This is a genomic window from Streptomyces sp. NPDC096176 (genome assembly GCF_044763255.1).
GTDB lineage: Bacteria > Actinomycetota > Actinomycetes > Streptomycetales > Streptomycetaceae > Streptomyces.
In genome coordinates, this window is record NZ_JBIWFV010000001.1 from 762,145 (window position 1) to 782,514 (window position 20,370).

Annotated in this window: 15 protein-coding genes; 6 read left to right on the plus strand and 9 right to left on the minus strand. The window is 71.4% G+C overall.

Going from position 1 to position 20,370, the window contains the following annotated elements; translation table 11 throughout:
* Positions 1 to 5 precede the first annotated feature (5 nt).
* On the plus strand, positions 6 to 1,466 hold the full coding sequence (locus tag ACIQ7Q_RS03690; protein WP_403855856.1) for a glycoside hydrolase family 5 protein: 1,461 nt from the start codon (positions 6 to 8) through the stop codon (positions 1,464 to 1,466).
* Here the strand turns inward: ACIQ7Q_RS03690 and ACIQ7Q_RS03695 are convergent.
* Complete coding sequence (locus tag ACIQ7Q_RS03695) at positions 1,444 to 2,298, minus strand: MBL fold metallo-hydrolase (protein WP_403855858.1); 855 nt, start codon at positions 2,296 to 2,298, stop codon at positions 1,444 to 1,446. The two genes, ACIQ7Q_RS03690 and ACIQ7Q_RS03695, sit on opposite strands and share 23 nt — an antisense overlap.
* 124 nt (positions 2,299 to 2,422) lie before the next feature.
* Here ACIQ7Q_RS03695 and ACIQ7Q_RS03700 point away from each other — a divergent pair, with 124 nt between their 5' ends.
* From ACIQ7Q_RS03700 to ACIQ7Q_RS03710, 3 genes are read left to right on the plus strand one after another with little or no spacing between them, the layout of a single operon-like run.
* Complete coding sequence (locus tag ACIQ7Q_RS03700) at positions 2,423 to 5,179, plus strand: ABC transporter substrate-binding protein (RefSeq protein WP_403855860.1); 2,757 nt, start codon at positions 2,423 to 2,425, stop codon at positions 5,177 to 5,179.
* 48 nt (positions 5,180 to 5,227) lie between these two features.
* Positions 5,228 to 5,437, plus strand: a complete 210-nt coding sequence (locus ACIQ7Q_RS03705) for a helix-turn-helix domain-containing protein (RefSeq protein ID WP_005312042.1) — start codon at positions 5,228 to 5,230, stop codon at positions 5,435 to 5,437.
* Entirely contained in the window at positions 5,437 to 6,009 is a 573-nt protein-coding gene (locus ACIQ7Q_RS03710) for a Clp protease N-terminal domain-containing protein (RefSeq protein ID WP_403855862.1), read from the plus strand. Before ACIQ7Q_RS03705 ends, ACIQ7Q_RS03710 begins: the two co-directional genes overlap by 1 nt.
* A 73-nt stretch (positions 6,010 to 6,082) precedes the next feature.
* On the opposite strand, the gene ACIQ7Q_RS03715 is transcribed toward ACIQ7Q_RS03710, so the two are convergent.
* Positions 6,083 to 7,126, minus strand: coding sequence for a helix-turn-helix transcriptional regulator (locus tag ACIQ7Q_RS03715; RefSeq protein WP_403855864.1), 1,044 nt, complete (start codon positions 7,124 to 7,126; stop codon positions 6,083 to 6,085).
* Between the two features lies 1 nt (position 7,127).
* A complete protein-coding gene (locus ACIQ7Q_RS03720) occupies positions 7,128 to 7,994 on the minus strand; it encodes a DUF4097 family beta strand repeat-containing protein (protein WP_403855866.1) in 867 nt (288 codons plus the stop codon).
* Positions 7,995 to 8,153: 159 nt separating this feature from the next.
* Here ACIQ7Q_RS03720 and ACIQ7Q_RS03725 point away from each other — a divergent pair, with 159 nt between their 5' ends.
* Entirely contained in the window at positions 8,154 to 8,957 is an 804-nt protein-coding gene (locus tag ACIQ7Q_RS03725) for a hypothetical protein (protein WP_403855868.1), read from the plus strand.
* A gap of 27 nt (positions 8,958 to 8,984) precedes the next feature.
* Here the strand turns inward: ACIQ7Q_RS03725 and ACIQ7Q_RS03730 are convergent, their stop codons facing one another.
* The 6 genes from ACIQ7Q_RS03730 to ACIQ7Q_RS03755 form a co-directional block, all read right to left on the minus strand.
* Positions 8,985 to 9,164 (minus strand): DUF6104 family protein, encoded by a 180-nt coding sequence (locus tag ACIQ7Q_RS03730; protein WP_147993681.1) that lies wholly within the window; start codon positions 9,162 to 9,164, stop codon positions 8,985 to 8,987.
* Between the two features lie 80 nt (positions 9,165 to 9,244).
* Positions 9,245 to 13,051 carry a multifunctional oxoglutarate decarboxylase/oxoglutarate dehydrogenase thiamine pyrophosphate-binding subunit/dihydrolipoyllysine-residue succinyltransferase subunit gene (locus ACIQ7Q_RS03735; RefSeq protein ID WP_403855870.1) on the minus strand — a complete coding sequence of 1,269 codons (3,807 nt, stop codon included), beginning with the start codon at positions 13,049 to 13,051 and terminating at the stop codon, positions 9,245 to 9,247.
* A 334-nt stretch (positions 13,052 to 13,385) separates the two neighbouring features.
* Entirely contained in the window at positions 13,386 to 14,489 is a 1,104-nt protein-coding gene (locus ACIQ7Q_RS03740; RefSeq protein ID WP_403855872.1) for an ATP-binding protein, read from the minus strand.
* Entirely contained in the window at positions 14,486 to 15,223 is a 738-nt protein-coding gene (locus tag ACIQ7Q_RS03745) for a response regulator transcription factor (protein WP_100111355.1), read from the minus strand. Before ACIQ7Q_RS03745 ends, ACIQ7Q_RS03740 begins: the two co-directional genes overlap by 4 nt.
* A gap of 105 nt (positions 15,224 to 15,328) precedes the next feature.
* Entirely contained in the window at positions 15,329 to 16,024 is a 696-nt protein-coding gene (locus ACIQ7Q_RS03750; protein ID WP_403855874.1) for a spermidine synthase, read from the minus strand.
* 592 nt (positions 16,025 to 16,616) lie between these two features.
* Positions 16,617 to 17,279, minus strand: coding sequence for a GNAT family N-acetyltransferase (locus tag ACIQ7Q_RS03755; protein ID WP_403855876.1), 663 nt, complete (start codon positions 17,277 to 17,279; stop codon positions 16,617 to 16,619).
* Positions 17,280 to 17,855: 576 nt separating this feature from the next.
* Here ACIQ7Q_RS03755 and lon point away from each other — a divergent pair.
* On the plus strand, positions 17,856 to 20,267 hold the full coding sequence (gene lon, locus ACIQ7Q_RS03760; protein WP_403855878.1) for an endopeptidase La: 2,412 nt from the start codon (positions 17,856 to 17,858) through the stop codon (positions 20,265 to 20,267).
* The last annotated feature ends 103 nt before the right edge of the window (positions 20,268 to 20,370 follow it).

Genomic DNA, 20,370 nt, shown 5'->3' on the forward strand with positions numbered 1-20,370 from the left:
GTCCCATGCGTACGAGCCGAACGACTCGTGTACTGACTGCTGTCGCTCTCTGCAGTGCCGTCCTCACGGTGGCGGGGACCCCGGACGCGGCCGGTGCCACGGCGGCGGGGACCTCCTCGGAGGCGGCCGGTGCCACGGTGGTGGCGCCGGCCCAGGACGCCCGGATACCGCCGCTGACGGACGACCGCGGCCGTGTCCTCACCCTGCGGGGCTGGAACGTCGAGGACAAGGTGCACCGCGGTGAGGCCGCCCTGTCCTCCGTCACCGAGAGGCACTTCCGGGACCTGCGCGCCGCCGGCTTCAACTTCGCCCGGTTGCTGATCTTCTGGGACGATCTGGAGCCGGTGCGCGGGCAGTACAGCGAGGCGTACCTCCGCAAGATCGAGCGCGTACTCGACTGGGCCAGGAAGCACGGCATCCAGGTCCTCCTCGACGCCCATCAGGACGTTTTCGGACCCGCCTTCGGGCACCGCGGCATTCCCGAGTGGGCGACCAGGACCGACGGGCTGCCCTTCACCCCGCACCCCGACGACTGGTTCGCCGAGTACTTCGAGCCCGCCGTGCAGCGCGCGTTCACCCACCTCTACGAGGACCCCGACCTGCGACGCGCCCAGGGGCGCATGTGGCGTGTGCTCGCCGGCCGTTTCGAGGACCATCCCGCCGTCATCGGCTACGACCTGATCAACGAGCCCATGGGCGAGATCGCGGAGGGCGAGGACCTGCCGACAGCCGCGCGGCGCATCGAGGCCGAGCAGCTCACGCCGATGTACAACCGGCTGGCGGACGCGGTCCGTTCCGTGGACCGGGAAAACTGGATCTTCGTGGAGCCGACCCCGATCGTCGGCGAGGGCGTGCCGACCGGGCTCGGCCGGATCGAGGATCCGAGGACGGTCTACGCGCCCCACTTCTACAACACCGCCATGGAGGCCGGCGCGGACTACGACCCCGCCGCCGGTTGGATCGAGGCGTACGAGCGTGCCGTGACCGCGTATCCCGCGCAGCACGGCGTGCCGGTCGTCGTCGGTGAGTGGGGCCCGCTGAACAACGCCCTGCCGAACATGGGCCGCTTCTACCGTGAGGCCCTGGCCTCCCTGAACCGCTACAGCTCCGGCTGGGCGGGCTATGTCTGGTGCTACGGCGGCGGATACTGCGCGGTCGACGCGCAGGGCCGGTTCCGTACCAACAAGGAGCAGACCGCCGCACCGTACGCCGCGGCCGTGGCCGGGCGGGTCTCCGTCGACACGTACGCCCCTCAGAGCGCGACCTATCGGCTCGAGTACCGGGCGAAGCCGGGTACGACGGAGATCTCGCTGCCGCCGAGCGCGAGCGGTTGGCGTGTCGAGGTGACCGGCCAGGCGTGGACCCCGGTCTCCGGCGTCCCGGCGCACCGGGCGGACATCGTGCGCGTCCATGGCCGGCCGGGTGCGCGTGTCGGCGTTGTCGTCAGTCCTCGTACACCACGATGAAGTCGCCGCTCTGGCTCCGGCCGGAGGTGAGCGCCTCGCGCAGTCGGCGCAGGTGTCCCGGCGTCAGCTCGAGTGGCGGCTCGTCCGGCTGATATGTGGTGCCGCGCGGATAGTCCTGGTCCGGGGTGCGGGTCATCTCGATGTGACAGCCGAGGACGTGCGTCACCGGGTTCGTCCCGCAGAAGGCCAGCAGCCGGTCGACGGTGGCGGTGAAAGCGGCCAGGTCCGTGATGTACAGGCGGCCCGGGTAGAGCGAGTCGCCGGTGAGGAGGAGGCCGGTGTGCCGGTCGTGGAAGACGACGGCGGACTCCTCGTGGCCGGGGCCCGGCAGCAGATCGAGCACCCGTCCGCCCAGGTCCAGCTCCGCGGGGCGCAGCGGCCACTGCTCGAAGCCGAAGTACGAGATCACCTCGGCCCGCGACGGCCCCACGGTCTCGGTGTGCGGGCGGTCCGCGAACTGCCCGTCGCCGGCGGTGTGGTCGCCGTGCGCGTGCGTGTGGGCCACGATCAGCCCGTACTCCTCCCGCCCCTCCCGCGGATGGAGCCGCAGCCATTCATCGATCAGTGCGTCGACCGTGGCGCGCAGCGGCATGTCGGCGGGGTCGGCGGTCGCGCCGGAGTCCAGCAGCAGCGCCCGTTCGTTTCCGAACAGCAGGAACAGGAACGGCGCCTCGAAGTGGACGGACTTGTTCTGGCGCAGGACCAAGGTGTGCTCGGAGTACGCGTGGACCTGGATCGCCGGCGCGGGATCGTCCGCGGGCGAGGGATGTCCGGCGTGCCACCGGACGTCGAGGCGGCCGGCCACGGGGGCGCCCGTACGGAAGTCGATCACGTCGCACACCGTACGCCGCCCGGTCCGCCCGGCGCCGACGGTTCCGCGAGGACGGTTGCCCGCCCCTGATGCGGGGCACCACATTTGTCACTCACGCCGTCGCGCGTGAAGGGGAGGGAGAATCGTGTCAACGGGGGAGCAGAACAGCCGTATTCCGGCCTATCCGGGCGTCGAGCGTTTTGTCGACGCCTTCGACAAACTTGTCGTCCAGCCGCGCCGCACCCGCAGCCAGGTGCCCGTCGTGCTGCTGAGCGAGCCGGACGGCGGGCAGGCGGGGCGCCGGATCGTCGCCGGGTTACGGACCCGGCTGCGCGGGCGCGAGGGGCGGCTCGCGCCGCACGCGTGGGTGCCCGACGCACCCGGGGACGCGGCACAGGTGCCGCTCGACCTGTTCGAGCAGATCGCCTTCCAGCTCGACGAATCCATGCCTCCCGGCACGGGACGGCTGAGGCTGCCCTCGTACCGCCTGCTGCGGGCCGTTGTCGGCGCGCCCGCCGCCGGGGGACTGATGGAGCGGCGGCCGGGAGAGCTGCGCGACCACTGCTACGCGGAGCACCGCCAGGTGTCGGCGCTCGCCCGCGGCCTGTGGTGGCTCGGCGGCCGGGATCAGGCCAGCGGCGGCACCCTGCTGGAACTGCTCTGGAACTTCATCGCGGGCCCGCTCTTCCAGCGGCTGCCGCGCGCCCTGTACGGCCGGCGGGCGGGCCGCCGCATGCTGGGCCGCGGCCGCTCCGGCGGACGGCGCTGGTACGCGGAGTGGGTGCGGCAGCAGCAGGGCACCCCGCCCGCGGACTTCTTCCGCTCCGCGCTCGACCTGGTCGGCGGAGGGCCCGACGGCGACCCCGAGCAGCTCGACCGCATCCTTGTGCACGCTCTGCTCGCCGACCTGGAGGCCGCGGGACGCAAGAGGGCCTTCAACCCGTGGCGGCGGCGCAGGGTCAGCCGCTTCGTGCTCCTGGTGGAGGAGGCGGGCCCCGCCGAGTCGCGGATCCAGCGGTTCCTGCGGGAACTGCGGTCGGCGATGGAGGACTTGAGGTGCACATCGGTGGTGGCCGTGGCCGCCGGGGTGCGTACCCTCGCCAGCCGGATCCCGGACATCGAGGTCCCTGGCCTGTCCGCCGCCGGGGCGGATCTGGCCAACATCGCCCAGCGCGGCACCCCGCCGGGCCGGCCGTCGGGGATGGTGGTGCCGGTCGCGGAGGGCCCGGAGGACGACCAGGCGGCGACGTACTGGCTGGGCCGCTGGCCGACGCTCGCCCCGCCCACCCTGCGCTGGGGGCCGGGCGCCGAGGTGGCCGCCGCGCTCGGAGTGTGTGTGCTCGCCCTGGTGGTGACGGGCGGCCTGCTCGCCGGGGTGCCGTTCACGAACGTCGGACCCGACCCGTGCCTCGGCTCCACGTTCCTCGGCACGGACGGGCAGTGCGTCGGTGTCGCGGAGGGCGCGGCGTCGTTCGGCACCGGGGACAGCGAACGGGCCGTACGCGACGTGCTGCAGCGCATCGAGCAGCAGAACGAACAGGTCGAGAAGGAGCTCTCCGGCCGGGCCGACGACGATCCGCGCCCGCGCGCCCGTACGGTCGTCTACTTCGGCCCGCTCAGCGGCGGCAAGGACGCGGAGGACCCGGTGCGCGGTGGCACGCTCGCCGAGCTGCGCGGACTCGCGCTCGCCCAGGCGTATGTGAACGCGCAGGCGCTGCGTTCCGGCGAGCGGGTGCCGCTGCGGGTGCTGGCCGCGAACGCGGGGGACCGGTTCAAGGACGCCCCGGCGGTGGCCCGGCGGATCGTCGATCTCGCGGAGAAGGACGGCTCGATCGTCGGGGTCGTCGGCTTCGGCCAGAGCCGGCGCCGGACCTACGAGGCGATGCGCATCCTCCACGCGGCGGGCCTGCCGATGGTCGGCACCTCGGGCACCGCCGACGAACTGCTCCGGCAGGGCGAGCACTACTACCAGACCGCGCCGACCGACACCCGCGCCGGCCAGGTCATGGCGTCGTTCGCCGAGCACGCTCCGATGGTGGGCGGCAGGAAGGCGGTGCGGGTGCGGCTCATCGCCGACCCGGCGGACGCGTACAGCGCGAGCCTCGCGAGCGCGTTCCGCGCCGCCTACGGGGACGAGCGGACCGGCATGCTCCTGTACACGCCGACGGATGCGCCGGAGCCGTCCCCGGTCCCCGGCGGTCCGACGGGCCCGTCGGTGCCCGCCGTGGAGGACCTGGCGCGCGAGGTGTGCCGTGCCGTCGCCCAGGAGCCCCGCACGGCGGTGGTGTGGGCGGGGCGCGGGAGCCACTTCCAGCTGTTCCTGAACGAGTTGACGCGTGACGCGCGCGACTGCCCGAAGCTGAGCGTGCTCGGCGGTGACGACGTCACCAACGCCCTGACGGAGGAGCGCCGGCCGTGGGAGGTCTTCTCCGGTCTGACGCTGTACTACGTCTCGCACGGCAGGGCGCCCGCGCTGTCCGGGGCGAGCGGCGAAGCCGCGGCCTTTCTCGCGGCGTACGACCGCACCTACGCCGACGACCACGGCACCCGCACGGGCGCGATGCGGCAGGACGCGCATGTGGCGCTGGCCTGGGACGCGATGCGCTATCTCGCGGAGGGCGTCGACCAGGCGTGGCGCGGAACGGGGGGCCACGACGAGCGGCTCGGCCGCGGGCTGCTGCAGGCGGTGCTCTTCCAGGGTCTCGGCGGCGGGGGCTTCGACGGGGCCACCGGGCGGATAGAGGCGCACGGGGCGGCGGGCGGAGGCCGGGTCACGGAGAAGAAGCTGACGGCGGTGGAGCGCGGCGGCGCGAAGGGGTCGCAGACGGTGCTGCTGTGCGGGACGGTGGCGCGCGGTGATGTGCGGGGCACCTGGGGGCCCGAGAAGCACCCCTGCCCCTGATGTCAACCAAGGTTGACGCCCGCCCGGTGTCAATGTACGTTGACAGTCATGACCGAAGCAACAGATCTCGCCGAGCGCGCCGGTGATCGTGATCCGCGTGTCGGGCTGCGCGCCGTGGCCGCGCTGCGGCGGCTGCTGGAGCAGCTCGAAGCCGTGCAAGTGAGAAGCGCCCGCAACCAGGGCTGGTCGTGGCAGGAGATCGCGGCGGAACTGGGCGTCAGCCGCCAGGCCGTACACAAGAAGCACGGGAGGCTGTGATGTTCGAGCGGTTCACCAAGGACGCCCGTGCGGTGGTGATCGGGGCCACCGCCTGTTCGGAGCGGGCCGAGGCCTCCACCGTGACCCAGGAGCATCTGCTGCTGGCGCTGCTGGACCTGGAAGGGGCCCGCACCTCGTTCGCCTTCCGTGCCCTCGGAGTCATGGACCGGCGGGACTCGCTCGAGGCGTCACTGGCCGACGCCCGCCGACGGGGCGGCATGACCAGGGCGGACGAGGAGGCCCTCGCCGGTCTGGGGATCGACGTCGGCGAGATTGTCGCCCGGGTCGAGGAGACCCATGGGGCCGGGGCGCTGACCGCGGACCGCAGGGACCGGCGCCGGTGGTCCGGTCACCGTGCCTTCACCCGCGAGGCGAAGCAGACGCTGGAGAAGTCGCTGCGGATCGCGCTGGGCAGGCGCGACAAGGTCATCGGCGCGGAACACATCCTGCTGGCACTCGCCACCGGGCCGGGTGTGGTCCCGGAGGTCCTCGCCGACCACGGTGTGACCTACGCGGCCTTGGAGCGGGCGATGTTCGGCGAGCCGAACGGCGGCGCGGCACAGGTGGGTTGAGCCCGGGCGTCTGCCCGCGGCAGGTGCCGTGAGCCCGGTCGCGGGGCCGGGCGAGAGGCGTCCCGGCCCGCGCTCACTCCTTGGGTCCGCGCAGCAGGGCGACGATGTGCGCCGCCGCCGTCGACAGATGGCGGCGGGCCTCGCCCAGCTGGTCCGCAGTCACGCCGTGGTCGCGCGCCGCGTCCCGTACGTCGTCGCGGAACCGGTCCAGCAGCCGCTCGAGATCGCGCGCGGGGTCGGCCGAACCCTGGGTGTCCACGGCGTCCTTCGCCCAGTCGGGGTCGACGCCGGCCGGTTCCGGCTTCACATACGGCGGCCATGCCGTACCGCGCGCCAACCCACCGAGCTGCGAGGTAAGTTCCGTCAGTCCCTCGCGCACACCGGTCGGCCAGTCCCCTCGGGCGAAGTGGCCCTGGACCTGCTCCTGCACCTGCCTGGCGATGCGCTGCATCTCGGCGCGGGCGTTCTCGTGCGCCTCATCGGCCTGACGGCGCGCCTGCTGGGCGTCCTCGCGGGCACGGCGTGACTCGTCCTTCGCGCGGCGCGCCTGCTCTTTCCATTCCTGCTTGGCGCGCTGGAACTCCTCCTTCGCCGCCCGCCACGACTCCTTGTCCCCGAAATCCGCAAAACTCCCAAGGTCCGCGGAGCCTTGGAGGTCTCCGAAGTCCGTCGAGCCGCCGAATCCGTCCCGCCCCGGCTGCCGGTCGCCCCTTTTGGCGCCGGACTCCTTGCGGGTCCGGTTCGCCGCCGCGCGCATCTCGCTGCGCAGCTTGCCGGCCGCGCCCCGCACGTCGTCGCGGATCTCCGCCGCGAGCTCGGAGACGGACTCACGGATCTCCAGCTCCAGATCGGCCAGTTCGCCGCTGCGGCCCGCCAGCTCGGCGCGGCCCGCGTCGGTGATCGAGTAGACCTTGCGGCCGCCCTCGGTGGCGTGGGTGACGAGGCCCTCGGCCTCCAGCTTGGCCAGCCGCGGGTAGACGGTTCCGGCACTCGGCGCGTAGAGGCCCTGGAAGCGCTCCTCGAGGAGGCGGATCACCTCGTAGCCGTGGCGCGGGGCCTCGTCGAGCAGCTTCAGCAGATAGAGGCGGAGCCGGCCGTGGGCGAAAACGGGGGGCATGTCAGAGCACCTTCCCACTCGGGGTGTCGGCGGGCGCCGCGTCGTGCGGTTCGTCCTCGGCCGGTGGCCTGCGCAGCAGCGCGATGGAGCCGGAGACCGTGGTCGCCTTGAGGGTGCCGGTGCCGGCGCCCAGCGTGCCGGTGATCCTCTTCGCGCCCCACTGGCCGCTGACCCTGAGGTTCTCGAAGGCGTTGGACACCGCGCCGCTCGCGGTGTTCGCCTCGACCCGGGCGTCCGCCGGATGCGGCAGCCGGACGGCGACCTCGCCGGAGACCGTGGTCAGTCGGATGTCCGTGGGCTTCTCGCCGGGGTCGAGGTCGATGACCATGTCTCCGGTGACCGATTCGGCCTTCACGGCGGACCCCGCGCCGTCGATCACGGTGAGGTCGCCGGAGACCGAGTGGTAGCGCAGGTCGCCGGTGACGGACTGGGCCTCGAGGTTGCCGGAGACGGTTTCCGCGCGGACCGCGCCCGAGAGGCCGACCAGCGTGGTGTCGCCGCTGACGCCCCGCACCACCGTCGGGCCGTGGACGCCGGAGACGACCGCGCCCGCTCCGACGACGCCGACCTCGACGGTCGCGGCGGCCGGTACAGCGAGCGAGACGACGGCTCTGCGGTGATGGCCCTTGCGGTCGAGCCACTTGAGGAAGCCCGCCCAGGGCAGGTCCTCATAGGAGACGGTGAGGGTGGATCCGCTTCTGGTGACGACGAGTGGCGGGCCGTCGACCTCGGAGATCTCCAGGCGGGCGGAACCTTCGTCCGTGCCCACGACGTTGACCGTTCCATCGACGATACGGACGTTGAGCGTCGTCACCGGGCCGTCGAAGGTGAGCTTCCTCGGCTCCGCGACTTCCCACGTCTCTGCCATGGTGCTGACCTCCCGGGCCGCCACGACGCAACATATCGCGTCTCGATGAGAACACGATATATCGCGGTTGCGGGATGTCAAGCGTGTGAGTCCGCCTCGCTGGACGCGCAGGTCGCCCATTAACGGCTCTTTCAAGGTGAATTGCCCTAGCGTGAGGGCATGAACGCGACATCCGTCGGAGCGCTGCTGCTGTGCCGAGCCGACCCGTCGGCCGTACGGCGACCGGCCCATCTGCTGCGCGAACAGGTGCTCCTCGCCCCCGCCGGCCGCGAGTGGAGCGTGCTCGTCCCCGAGGGCCGGCCGTGGCTGAACGGCCGCGAGCACGTCGACGCGGTCGTCGGCGGGTGGGCCGCCGCCCTCGCGGTCGGATCGAGCCGGCCCGTCCTCGCCCTGTGGTGGGACGGCGACCGGGCCGGCTTCACGCTGGCCCTCGGCTTCCGCCGCCCGGTCGGCTACATCTGGCTCGCGGACGGCACCCCCGTCGGCGAGGACGAGGCGATGCGCACCTTCGCCGCGCGCCTGGGGCTCGACCCGGTCCTCGACGTGGACCTGGAGAATCTGACGGCCCCCGACCCCGACTCCGACGCGCGGGCGCGGCTGATCGGTCTGACCGCGGTCCTGTCCCGCGCGGGCCTCGAACTGCCCGCCGGCCTCAGTCCGGGCGACCCGGCCGACCGGCTGCGCTCGACCGCTCGGCAGGCGGACGCCGAGGCTGTGGAGTCCACCGTCCCGCCCGCGCCGGCAGCGACAGCACCGACCGAAGAGCTCGAGGAGGGCTCACGCCGCCCGTGGCCCCACGGGACGGGAGCCCGCCGCGCGGGCGCCGTCCAACTGGGCGTGGGGCTGCCGCTGGTGGCCTGGGGTGCCTGGCGGCGCAGCGCCGGGTGGGCGGTCGCCGGAGCGGTACTGATCGCGCACGGCGCGCTGGCGCTGACGTGCGGGCGTCCTCGGCCGGGAGCCTGACCTGTCGACGGGACCGCCCTGTCCGAGCTACTCGTCGTCCTCGTCGTCGAGTCGGGCCAGCCAGGTGGCGAGGCGTTCGACGGGGACCTCGAAGTCGGGGTTGAGGTCGACGAACGTGCGCAGCTGCTCGGCGAGCCACTCGAAGGTGACTTCCTCCTCGCCGCGCCGCTTCGCCAGTTCCTCGATGCCACGGTCGGTGAAGTACATGGCATCAGGATATGACCTGCGAAAAGGCGAAGGGCCCGCCCCCGCGAGACGCGGGGACGGGCCCTTCGGCGCGGCGGTCGTCAGGCGTCGAAGACGTCGTTGACCAGCTGCTCCTGCTCCTGCTCGTGGCGCTTCTTCGAGCCCACCGCCGGGGACGAGCCGTGCGGCCGCGAGATGCGGCGCAGGCGCTCGCCGTGCGGGATGTCCGCGCCGACGGCCAGGTCGAGGTGGTCGATCAGGTTGAGCGCGATGAACGGCCAGGCACCCTGGTTGGCCGGCTCCTCCTGGGCCCACAGGTACTTCTCGGCGTTCGGGTACTTGGCGATCTCGGCCTGGAGCTCGGCACCCGGCAGCGGGTACAGGCGCTCGAGGCGGAGGATCGCCGTGTCCGTCGTGCCGCGCTTCTTGCGCTCGGCGTCCAGGTCGTAGAAGAACTTGCCGGACGTGAACACGACCTTGCGGACCGCGTTCGCGTCCACCGACTCGTCGCCGATCACCGGGCGGAAGCCGCCGGTGGTGAACTCCTCCGCCTTCGACGCCGCTGCCTTCAGACGCAGCATCGACTTCGGGGTGAAGACGATCAGCGGCTTGTGGTGCGGGTTGTGGACCTGCCAGCGCAGCAGGTGGAAGTAGTTCGACGGCAGGGTCGGCATCGCGACCGTCATGTTGTTCTGCGCACACATCTGGAGGAAGCGCTCCGGACGCGCGGAGCTGTGGTCCGGTCCCTGGCCCTCGTAGCCGTGCGGCAGCAGCAGCGTGACACCGGAGTGCTGGCCCCACTTCTGCTCGGCCGAGGAGATGAACTCGTCCACGACGGTCTGCGCGCCGTTGACGAAGTCACCGAACTGGGCCTCCCACATGACCAGAGCGTCCGGGCGGGCCAGCGAGTAGCCGTACTCGAAGCCCATCGCCGCGTACTCGCTGAGCAGCGAGTCGTAGACGTTGAAGCGGGCCTGGTCCTCGGACAGGTAGAGCAGCGGGGTGTAGTCCTCACCGGTCTCCTGGTCCACCAGCACCGCGTGGCGCTGGCCGAACGTGCCGCGGCGGGTGTCCTGGCCGGACAGCCGGACCGGGGTGCCCTCCATCAGCAACGAGCCGATGGCCAGCGTCTCGCCCATGCCCCAGTCGATCGTGCCGTCCTCGACCGATGCCGCGCGGCGCTGCATCTGCGGCAGCAGACGCGGGTGCACGGTGATGTGGTCGGGGATGTTGACCTGGGACTCGGCGATCCGCTTGACGACCTCCTGGGAGACCGCCGTGTTCACCGCGACGGGGAACTCCGGCTCGGCGTCCGGGACGTGGGCCGGAGCCGGGTGGCTGGTGGCCTCGCGCACCTCGGCGAAGACCTTCTCCAACTGGCCCTGGAAGTCCTGGAGCGCCTGCTCGGCCTCCTCCAGCGTGATGTCGCCGCGACCGATGAGCGACTCGGTGTACAGCTTGCGCACCGAACGCTTCTTGTCGATCAGGTTGTACATCTGCGGGTTGGTGAACTGCGGGTTGTCGCCCTCGTTGTGACCGCGGCGGCGGTAGCAGATGAGGTCGATCACGACGTCCTTGTTGAACGCCTGGCGGAACTCGAAGGCCAGGCGGGCCACGCGGACCACGGCCTCCGGGTCGTCGCCGTTCACGTGGAAGATCGGGGCCTCGATCATGCGGGCCACGTCGGTGGCGTACATGGACGAACGCGACGACTCCGGGGCGGCGGTGAAGCCGACCTGGTTGTTGATGACGATGTGGACCGTGCCGCCGGTGCGGTAGCCGCGCAGCTGCGACATGTTCAGCGTCTCGGCCACCACGCCCTGACCCGCGAAGGCCGCGTCACCGTGCAGGGCGACCGGCAGGACGGTGAAGTCCGTGCCGCCCTTGTTGATGACGTCCTGCTTGGCGCGGGCGACACCCTCGAGGACCGGGTCGACGGCCTCCAGGTGGGACGGGTTGGCGACCAGCGAGACCTTGATCTGCTCGCCGTCGAGACCGGTGAACGTGCCCTCGGCGCCCAGGTGGTACTTGACGTCGCCGGAGCCGTGCATCGACTTCGGGTCGAGGTTGCCCTCGAACTCCCGGAAGATCTGCGCGTACGACTTGCCGACGATGTTCGCCAGCACGTTCAGCCGGCCGCGGTGGGCCATGCCGATGACGACCTCGTCGAGGCGCGACTCGGCGGCCGAGTCGATGACGGCGTCGAGCAGCGGGATGACGGACTCGCCGCCCTCCAGCGAGAAGCGCTTCTGACCGACGTACTTGGTCTGCAGGAAGGTCTCGAAGGCCTCCGCCGCGTTCAGCCGGCGCAGGATGCGCAGCTGCTCCTCGCGCTCCGGCTTCGAGGTGGCGCGCTCCACCCGGTCCTGCAGCCACTTGCGCTGCTTCGGATCCTGGATGTGCATGAACTCGATGCCGGTGGTGCGGCAGTACGACTCGCGCAGCACGCCGAGGATGTCGCGCAGCTTCATCATCGACTTGCCGGCGAAGCCGCCGACGGCGAACTCGCGTTCCAGGTCCCACAGCGTGAGGCCGTGCTCGGTGATGTCCAGGTCGGGGTGCTTGCGCTGGCGGTACTCCAGCGGGTCGGTGTCGGCCATGACATGGCCGCGGACCCGGTAGGAGTGGATCAGTTCGAAGACCCGCGCGGCCTTGGTGACGTCGTCGTCGTGCGAGGCGTCGATGTCCTTGAGCCAGCGGACCGGCTCGTAGGGGATGCGCAGCGACTCGAAGATCTCGTCGTAGAAGTTCTCCTCACCGAGGAGGAGGTTCGCGACGATCCGCAGGAACTCGCCCGACGCGGCGCCCTGGATGACGCGGTGGTCGTACGTCGAGGTGAGCGTCATCACCTTGGAGATGCCCAGCTTGTTCAGGGTGTCCTGCGAGGTGCCCTGGAACTCGGCCGGGTAGTCCATCGAGCCGACGCCCATGATGACGGACTGTCCGGGCATCAGACGCGGCACGGAGTGGACGGTGCCGAGGCCGCCGGGGTTGGTCAGCGAGACGGTGACCCCGGTGAAGTCGTCCATCGTCAGCTTGTTGTTGCGGGCGCGGCGGACGATGTCCTCGTAGGCCTGCCAGAACTCGAAGAAGTTCAGCGTCTCGGCCTTCTTGATGCCCGCGACGACCAGCTGGCGGTCGCCGTTGGGCTTCACCAGGTCGATGGCCAGGCCGAAGTTGACGTGGTCGGGCTTGACCAGGGTCGGCTTGCCGTCCTTCTCCGCGAAGGACCAGTTCATCGACGGCATGGCCTTGATGGCCTGCACCATGGCGTACCCGATGAGGTGCGTGAAGGAGATCTTCCCGCCCCGGGCGCGCTTGAGGTGGTTGTTGATGACGATGCGGTTGTCGAAGAGCAGCTTCACCGGGACGGCGCGCACGGACGTGGCCGTGGGCAGCTCCAGCGAGGCGTTCATGTTCTTCGCGACCGCGGCGGCCGGGCCGCGCAGTGTCACGAACGCGGGGCCGCCCGCCGGCTCGGCGGCGGGCTCGGCGGCGGGCTTGGCGGCCGGTGCGGGCTTGGCCGCGGCCGGCTTCGCGGGCTGCGCCGGAGCGGCCGCGGGGGCCGGCTGTGCGGGAGCCGCGGGCGCCGGCGCCTGGGCGGCGGGCGCGGGCTGCGCCGGGGCCTGCGCCGGAGCGGCGGCGGCCGGGGCGGGAACCGCCGGGGCCCCGTCGCCCTGAGTCTGCTTCGCCCCCGCGGCGGGGGCATCCGCCGTGGCGGGCGCTCCCGGCTTGTAGTCGGCGAAGAAGTCCCACCAGGCACGGTCGACCGAATTCGGGTCCTGGAGGTACTGCTGGTAGATCTCGTCGACGAGCCACTCATTGGCACCGAACGCGGCGGCAGGGTTGTGACCCTGCCCGGCTTGGTCGGTCGAGATGCTCGAGTTACTGGGGGACTGAGACGACACGGCGAGAACCGCCCTCTTCCGCTTCACAAGGTGATGGACAGCGGAAATAAAGGCTACGCCTCCCTGGCCGGGAGGTGCAGGCCGGGCCGGTCAACGTCGCGCAAGTCACACCGAAGGGCGCGTTTCGGGGCCGTTAATGGCGGGAAACAAGCATGGTTTGCTCGCGTCGGGGTACGCCTGACGGCGGCTACGGGCCCTCGGCCCGCACCTTCGACGGAGGCACGGCAACGTCGTGACCGGCCGCTTTCCGCGGCTTCGCCTGGCGGCTTCCCATGTCCCGAACGTCTACACGCAGAATCCGTGCTTCCGGTTCGCTTCCGGTTCGAACCCTACGTCAAGCCCGCGCCGATCTGATTCCCGGAAGGGTGACCCGGATCCGGCAGCCGTGTGCTGATTCGGCCACCCCGATGCGCCCGCCGTGCAGATCGACGGCCCAGCGCGCGATCGCCAGGCCCAGACCCGTGCCGCCGTCGCTGCCGGGCCCGTGCGGGGACGGGACGCCGCCCCGGTTGAAACGCTCGAAGACCCGGTGGCGCTCCTGCTCCGGGATGCCCGGCCCCTCATCGAGCACTTCCAGGTCGAGGGACTCCGGGTGGGTGCCGCGCCGGGCCCGTACCGTCACCCGGCCATGGGGCGGCGAGTGCTTCACCGCGTTGTCGATGAGATTCGCCACCACTTGGTGCAGCCGCTCCGCGTCCGCGTGCGCGGTCAGCTCCGGCGGCGACACGTCCAGGTGCAGATGGACGTCCGTGCGGGTGTGGTGGCCGGAGCCCGAGGCCAGGCCACGCCGCGAGGACGCCAGATTGGCCTCCTTCAGCACACCCGACAGATACGGCCACACCTCGAAGCGCCGGGCCTTCAGCGGCAGCACACCGTTGTCGAGACGGGACAGGTCGAGCAGTGTCTCAACGAGCCGGCCCAAGCGCTCGGTCTGCTTGAGAGCCGTCCGCATCGTCTCAGGATCGGCGGCGGACACCCCGTCGACAACGTTCTCCAGCACAGCCCGCAGCGCGGCGATGGGGGTGCGCAGCTCGTGCGAGACGTTGGCGACCAGCTCCTTGCGGTGCCGGTCCACGGCCTCCAGGTCGTCGGCCATGCGGTTGATCGTGGAGGCCAGGTCGCCGAGTTCGTCGCGGCGGTCCGCGCCGCGCACCCGACGGGTGTAGTCGCCGTGAGATATGCCCTTCGCGACCGTGTTCATCTCGTCCAGCGGCGCGGTCAGACCGTGCGCCACGAACTGGGTGATCAGCAGGGTCGCGATGATCGTGAAGACGGTGATGAAGCGCAGTTCGGTCTTGCTGTGCAGGGCCATCAGCAGCAGACCGGTGGTGATGAAGACCGAGACCACCACGAGCGTACTGAGCTTGGTCTTGATCGATATCGTGATGGACGCGGTGCTCAGCCGCCTCCATGGTCCGCCGGTCCATCGCCGTCTCATGGCGCCGGCGTCTCCAGCGCGTAGCCGACACCGTGGACGGTGCGGATGCGCTCGGCGCCGATCTTGCGCCGCAGAGCCTTGATGTGGCTGTCGACCGTGCGCGTGCCGGACGCGTCCGCCCAGTCCCACACCTCCGCGAGCAGCTGCTCGCGGGACAGGACCGCGCGCGGTGTGTTCGCCAGGCACACCAGCAGGTCGAACTCGGTCGGCGTCAGATGCACGTCCTCGGCCCGCACCCGCACGCGGCGCTGTGCGTGGTCGATCTCCAGCTCGCCGAGCCGCAGGATTCCGCTGCGCGGTGTCACCGCGGCGAGCGCCGCCCGCTCCACCCGGCGCAGCAGGACGTGCACCCGGGCCGCGAGCTCGCGCATCGAGAACGGTTTCGTCATGTAGTCGTCCGCGCCGACGCCGAGCCCGACGAGCATGTCCGTCTCGTCGTCCCTGGCGGTCAGCATCAGTACCGGCACCGGCCGCTGCGCCTGCACCCGGCGGCAGACCTCGAGCCCGTCGAAACCGGGCAGCATGACGTCCAGGACCATCAGGTCCGGTTGCCAGGCATCGGCCGCGTCGACGGCCGCGGGCCCGTCGAGAGCGGTCTGCACCAGGAAGCCCTCGGCCCGCAGCCGCGCCGCGATGGCGTCGACGATCGTGGCGTCGTCCTCGACCACCAGCACCCTGCGCTGGGCGCCGGGAGTGGCCGCGACGCCGCCTTGCGTGGTGTGTGTCTGCTCCATCGCCCCGCCCTTGTACGCGTTCTCTGCGAGCTGCATGTGGATCTCTGGTTCGAAGGTGGATCCCGTGTGTAGTCCAGCAGCGTAAAGGCACCGACGGCGTCCCGGCTACGCAGGGCGAACCCCGAGGTGGACCACGTCCGGTACGCCCCGGGCAACCCGGATCTCTTCGGTTCTTACCCCGCTGAATCCGGCATTCCGCAACGCATCCTCGAATTCCGCGGACGGCTGGGCGGACCATACGGCCAGTACACCGCCGGGCTCCAACGCGCCCTGGCAGGCGGCGAGTCCGGAGGGCGAGTAGAGGTTCGTGTTGTCGTCCGTGACGGTCCAGTCGGGCCCGTTGTCGATGTCCAGGCACAGAGCGTCATAACGGTCCGTGGTCGAACGGAGGTGGCTCAGGAGGTCGGTGTGAAGGATCACGCAGCGAGGATCGCCGAGGGCCTCACCGGAGATCGCGGCGAGCGGTCCCGAGCGGTGCCAGTCGATGACGGCCTGCTCGCGCTCCACGACGGCGATCCGCCGCCAGGACGCGTTCGCGGCGGCGTGGGCGAGCGAGAAGCCGACCCCGAGACCGCCGATGAGCACGCTGGGAGCGACGTTTCCCGTGTCGAGCGCAGCGTACGCGGCGTCGACGAGCAGCTGCTCCGACCGTCCGTCGGAAGTGTCCATCAGGAAGCACCCGTTGGCGATGATCTCGTGCACCGTCGTGTCCCCGCGCTGCCGGCTTCGCAGTACGACCTCCCCGTAGGGCCCCTCGCGCCGGTCGAGCGTGACAGGGGCGTCGGTCTCGGGGGACTGCATGGCTTTCGGCCTCCGGGCGGCGGTGGAGTGACGACACGGATCAGCTCCATCTTCTCCGGCCGCAGACGAAGGGGACAAACCCGTTTCGCGGCCGCGGGCCCGGCCGCCCCCTCGGATCGCAGCTGTGGACGGTCGCCAAGTAGGGGGCCGGCCAGTCGCGGCGCGCGGGTCGTCCGACATGGCGTCCAGGCGGCCGCATGCGGCGCGGTCGGAGTCGTCGCGGGGCGCCGGCGAGGTGTCCTGGTCGCCGGTGGTCCGGCCGTCGCCGCGGCCGAGCCAGTCGGTGACCGCCATGTCGACACGGAGGGCCCGTTCGTCCTCGGCGCGTGCGCCGCAGGGATCATGAATCGCCGTGATCGCCGTGATCGCCGTGATCGCCGAGGCCGCCTGCCACGCGTACGACTCGGGATCGGTGAGGCTGCCCCGCATGCGACCGCTCGCAGCAGCGCTGCGTCGTCCCGTTCTCTCCCCCCGAAAGGCGCATCTGTTTTACGCCCCTCTACCGCTCGTGGCACGCCCGTCGGTTCGCGGCCGTTTCCACCGGCTGCGGCGACGGCCGTCGCGGGCGGGGGACTTGGTGATCCTCCGGCCGTCATTCCGCGGCCTGTTCATTCGCTGCCGAGTTGTTGAACAGGCTCACCAGCGGCGCGTGGATGCGCCAGCCCAGGGACTCGTAGAGGGCCCGGCCGTCGGGTGTCCCGCCCAGCACGCCCACCGTCGCGCCCTGTTCGAGCGCGGCGTTGTGGAGGGTGTGCATCACCAATCGTCCGAGGCCCTTGCGGCGGTGCTCGGGCGCCGTCTCGACCTGGTCGACGACGGCCGTGCGCCCGGTCGGTGCGATCTGGGCACGGGCCGCGAAGGAACCGTCGGCGGCCACCACGAGGGCCCGGACGACACCGCCGCGAGTCCAGGTCTTGAGGGTGTAGCCGTCGGGCACGGCCGTTTCGGTGCGGCGCAGTTCTGCGGACATCAGCCAGCCGGGTTCGTCGACCGACCAGTCCGGGCCCACCCAGGCGACGACGGAGTCGGGGTCGGCGAACACCTTCAGCCAGACGGTCGGCGCGGCCACCTCCGCGGCGACCTTGCGCACGGTCGCCTCGTCGTCGGCGGTCAGGACGTGGCGGGTGGCGTGCTTGACCTGGCCGACGTCGACGGTGAAGCCCCAGGGCCTGGGCACGGGGTCCGCGGAGCCGCGTGAGACGACCCAGCCGTGCACCCAGGCATCAACGATCTCGGCGGTGGACTCGAAGGACATCCGGGGCTCCTCAGGACGCTTAAGTAATAGACCAAAGGCTCGATCGCTTATTACACACCGGCCTGATGTCCGTCGGCGACCGAATTTCGGGGTGACGCGGGTCACCCGGCGGGCGGGTCCAGGGGGCGGGGCGCCTTCTCGCCGTGCGCGGCCGCTCGCTCCGCAGCCGGCCACGGGGTCCTCGACGATGCCCCTCGGCGCCCGGAGCTGTCGGGGCGGCGCTGCCGCGCGGAACGCGCCGTAGAGGTACGCGCTGTGCGGCCGACCGCCACCGAGCGTGCGGACGGTCGCGGGGCGTGTCGTGGCCACGACCGGCCTGAAATCGGCCTGGACCTGCATCGGGGCGCCTCCCGTGCGATCGACCCGTCGGCGTTCACCCCCTGGGCCCGCACCGGATCCCGGGTCGCAGGCCACGGTGTCGCCGAGCCCGCCACCGATTCGGTATCCGCACCGGAACGTGCCTGGTCACAGCGTGTGCGGGTGTTGATCGCTCACAGCGAACAGGCAGCAGGGAACATTCCGAGGCTCACATGCATTGAGTCCGTACAGCTCAACTTGACTGCCTAAGGGGAGATCATGGCTGCCGATTCCAAGGCGAACCTCACACTGCCCGTGCTGCCGCTCGACGACGAGGTCGTGCTGCCCGGCATGGTCGTTCCGCTCGACCTGTCCGACACCGATGTACGGGCCGCGGTCGAGGCCGCCCAGGCTGCCGCCCGCCCCTCCGGAGGGGGCAACAAGCCGAAGGTGCTGCTCGTTCCCCGCGTCGACGGCACCTACGCCGCGACGGGCGTGCTCGGCACCGTCGAGCAGGTCGGCCGGCTGTCCGACGGCGACCCGGGCGCGCTGATCCGCGGCGTCGGCCGCGTCCGTATCGGCGCGGGTACGACAGGGCCCGGGGCCGCCCTGTGGGTCGAGGGAGCCGTGGTCGAGGAGACCGTTCCCGACCCGCTGCCCGGCTCGGTGACCGAGCTGGTCAAGGAGTACAAGGCGCTGGCCACCGACTGGCTGAAGAAGCGGGGGGCCTGGCAGGTCGTCGACCGGGTGCAGCAGATCGACGGCATCTCGCAGCTCGCCGACAACGCCGGCTACTCGCCGTTCCTGACCACCGCCCAGAAGATCGAGCTTCTGGAGACCTCCGACCCGATCGCCCGCCTCAAGCTCGCCACCGAGCAGCTCCGCGACCATCTCGCGGAACAGGACGTTGCCGAGGCCATCGCGAAGGACGTCCAGGAGGGTGTCGACAAGCAGCAGCGCGAGTTCCTGCTGCGGCGTCAGCTGGACGCCGTGCGCAAAGAGCTGCGCGAGCTGAACGGCCAGGAGGGCGAGGACGAGTCCGACGACTACCGGGCCCGTGTCGAGGCCGCCGACCTGCCGGAGAAGGTCCGGGAGGCGGCCCTCAAGGAGGTCGAGAAGCTGGAGCGGGCCTCCGATCAGAGCCCCGAAGGCTCCTGGATCCGCACCTGGCTGGACACCGTTCTCGAGCTGCCCTGGAACGAGCGGACAGAGGACGCGTACGACATCCAGGGCGCCAAGGCCGTGCTGGACGCGGAGCACGCGGGCCTGCAGGACGTGAAGGAACGGATCACCGAATACCTGGCGGTGCGCAAGCGGCGCGCCGACCGGGGCCTGGGCGTGGTCGGCGGGCGGCGCGGGGGCGCGGTGCTCGCGCTCGTCGGCCCGCCCGGCGTGGGCAAGACATCGCTCGGCGAGTCCGTCGCCCACGCGATGGGACGCAAGTTCGTCCGCGTCGCGCTCGGCGGAGTGCGGGACGAGGCCGAGATCCGCGGCCACCGGCGTACGTACGTGGGCGCGCTGCCCGGGCGGATCGTCCGCGCGATCAAGGAGGCCGGCTCCATGAACCCGGTCGTCCTGCTCGACGAGATCGACAAGGTCGGTTCCGACTTCCGCGGCGACCCGGCCGCGGCCCTGCTCGAAGTCCTCGACCCCGCGCAGAACCACACCTTCCGCGACCACTACCTGGAGGTCGAACTCGACCTCAGCGACGTCGTCTTCCTGGCCACCGCCAACGTCCTGGAGGCCATCCCCGAGGCGCTGCTCGACCGCATGGAACTGGTGCGGCTCGACGGCTACACCGAGGACGAGAAGATCGTCATCGCCCGCGACCACCTCGTTCCCCGCCAGCTGGAGCGGGCCGGTCTGGAGCCCGGCGAGGTGACCCTGGACGACTCGGCGCTGCGCAAGCTGGCGGGTGAGTACACCCGCGAAGCGGGCGTACGGAACCTGGAGCGTGCCATCGCCCGGCTGCTCAGGAAGGTCGCGGCCCAGCACGAACTGGGCGACCACGAACTGCCGTTCACGATCACGCACGAGGAGCTGCGCGGTCTCATCGGCCGACCGCACCATGTGCCCGAGTCCGCGCAGGACCCGGCCGAGCGCCGCACCGCGGTGCCCGGCGTGGCCACCGGCCTGGCCGTGACCGGCGCCGGCGGTGACGTCCTGTTCGTGGAGGCGTCGCTCGCCGACCCGGAGACGGGCGCGGCCGGACTGACCCTGACCGGCCAGCTCGGCGACGTCATGAAGGAGTCCGCACAGATCGCACTGAGCTTCCTGCGCTCGCACGGCGCGGAGCTGGAACTGCCGGTCGCCGACCTCAAGGACCGGGGCGTGCACATCCACTTCCCGGCGGGCGCGGTGCCCAAGGACGGCCCGAGCGCGGGCGTCACGATGACGACGTCGCTCGCGTCGCTGCTCTCCGGGCGCCTGGTGCGCACGGACGTGGCGATGACCGGTGAGGTGTCGCTGACGGGTCGGGTGCTGCCCATCGGCGGCGTGAAGCAGAAGCTGCTCGCGGCGCACCGGGCGGGCATCACGACGGTCGTGATCCCGAAGCGGAACGAGGCGGACCTGGACGACGTCCCCGCCGAGATCCTGGACAAGCTGGAGGTCCACCCGGTGACGGACGTCCGGCAGGTGCTGGAGATCGCGCTCTCCCCGGCGGACGTGCCGGTGGCGGCTGCGGCCTGAGCGCCGGCCGTCGACGAGCCGGGCAATCGCCGCCTCGGTTCCTGTGACGGGCCCGGCGGGGTGATCCGGACGCTGCCCGACAGCGTCCGGTGACCCACCGCCG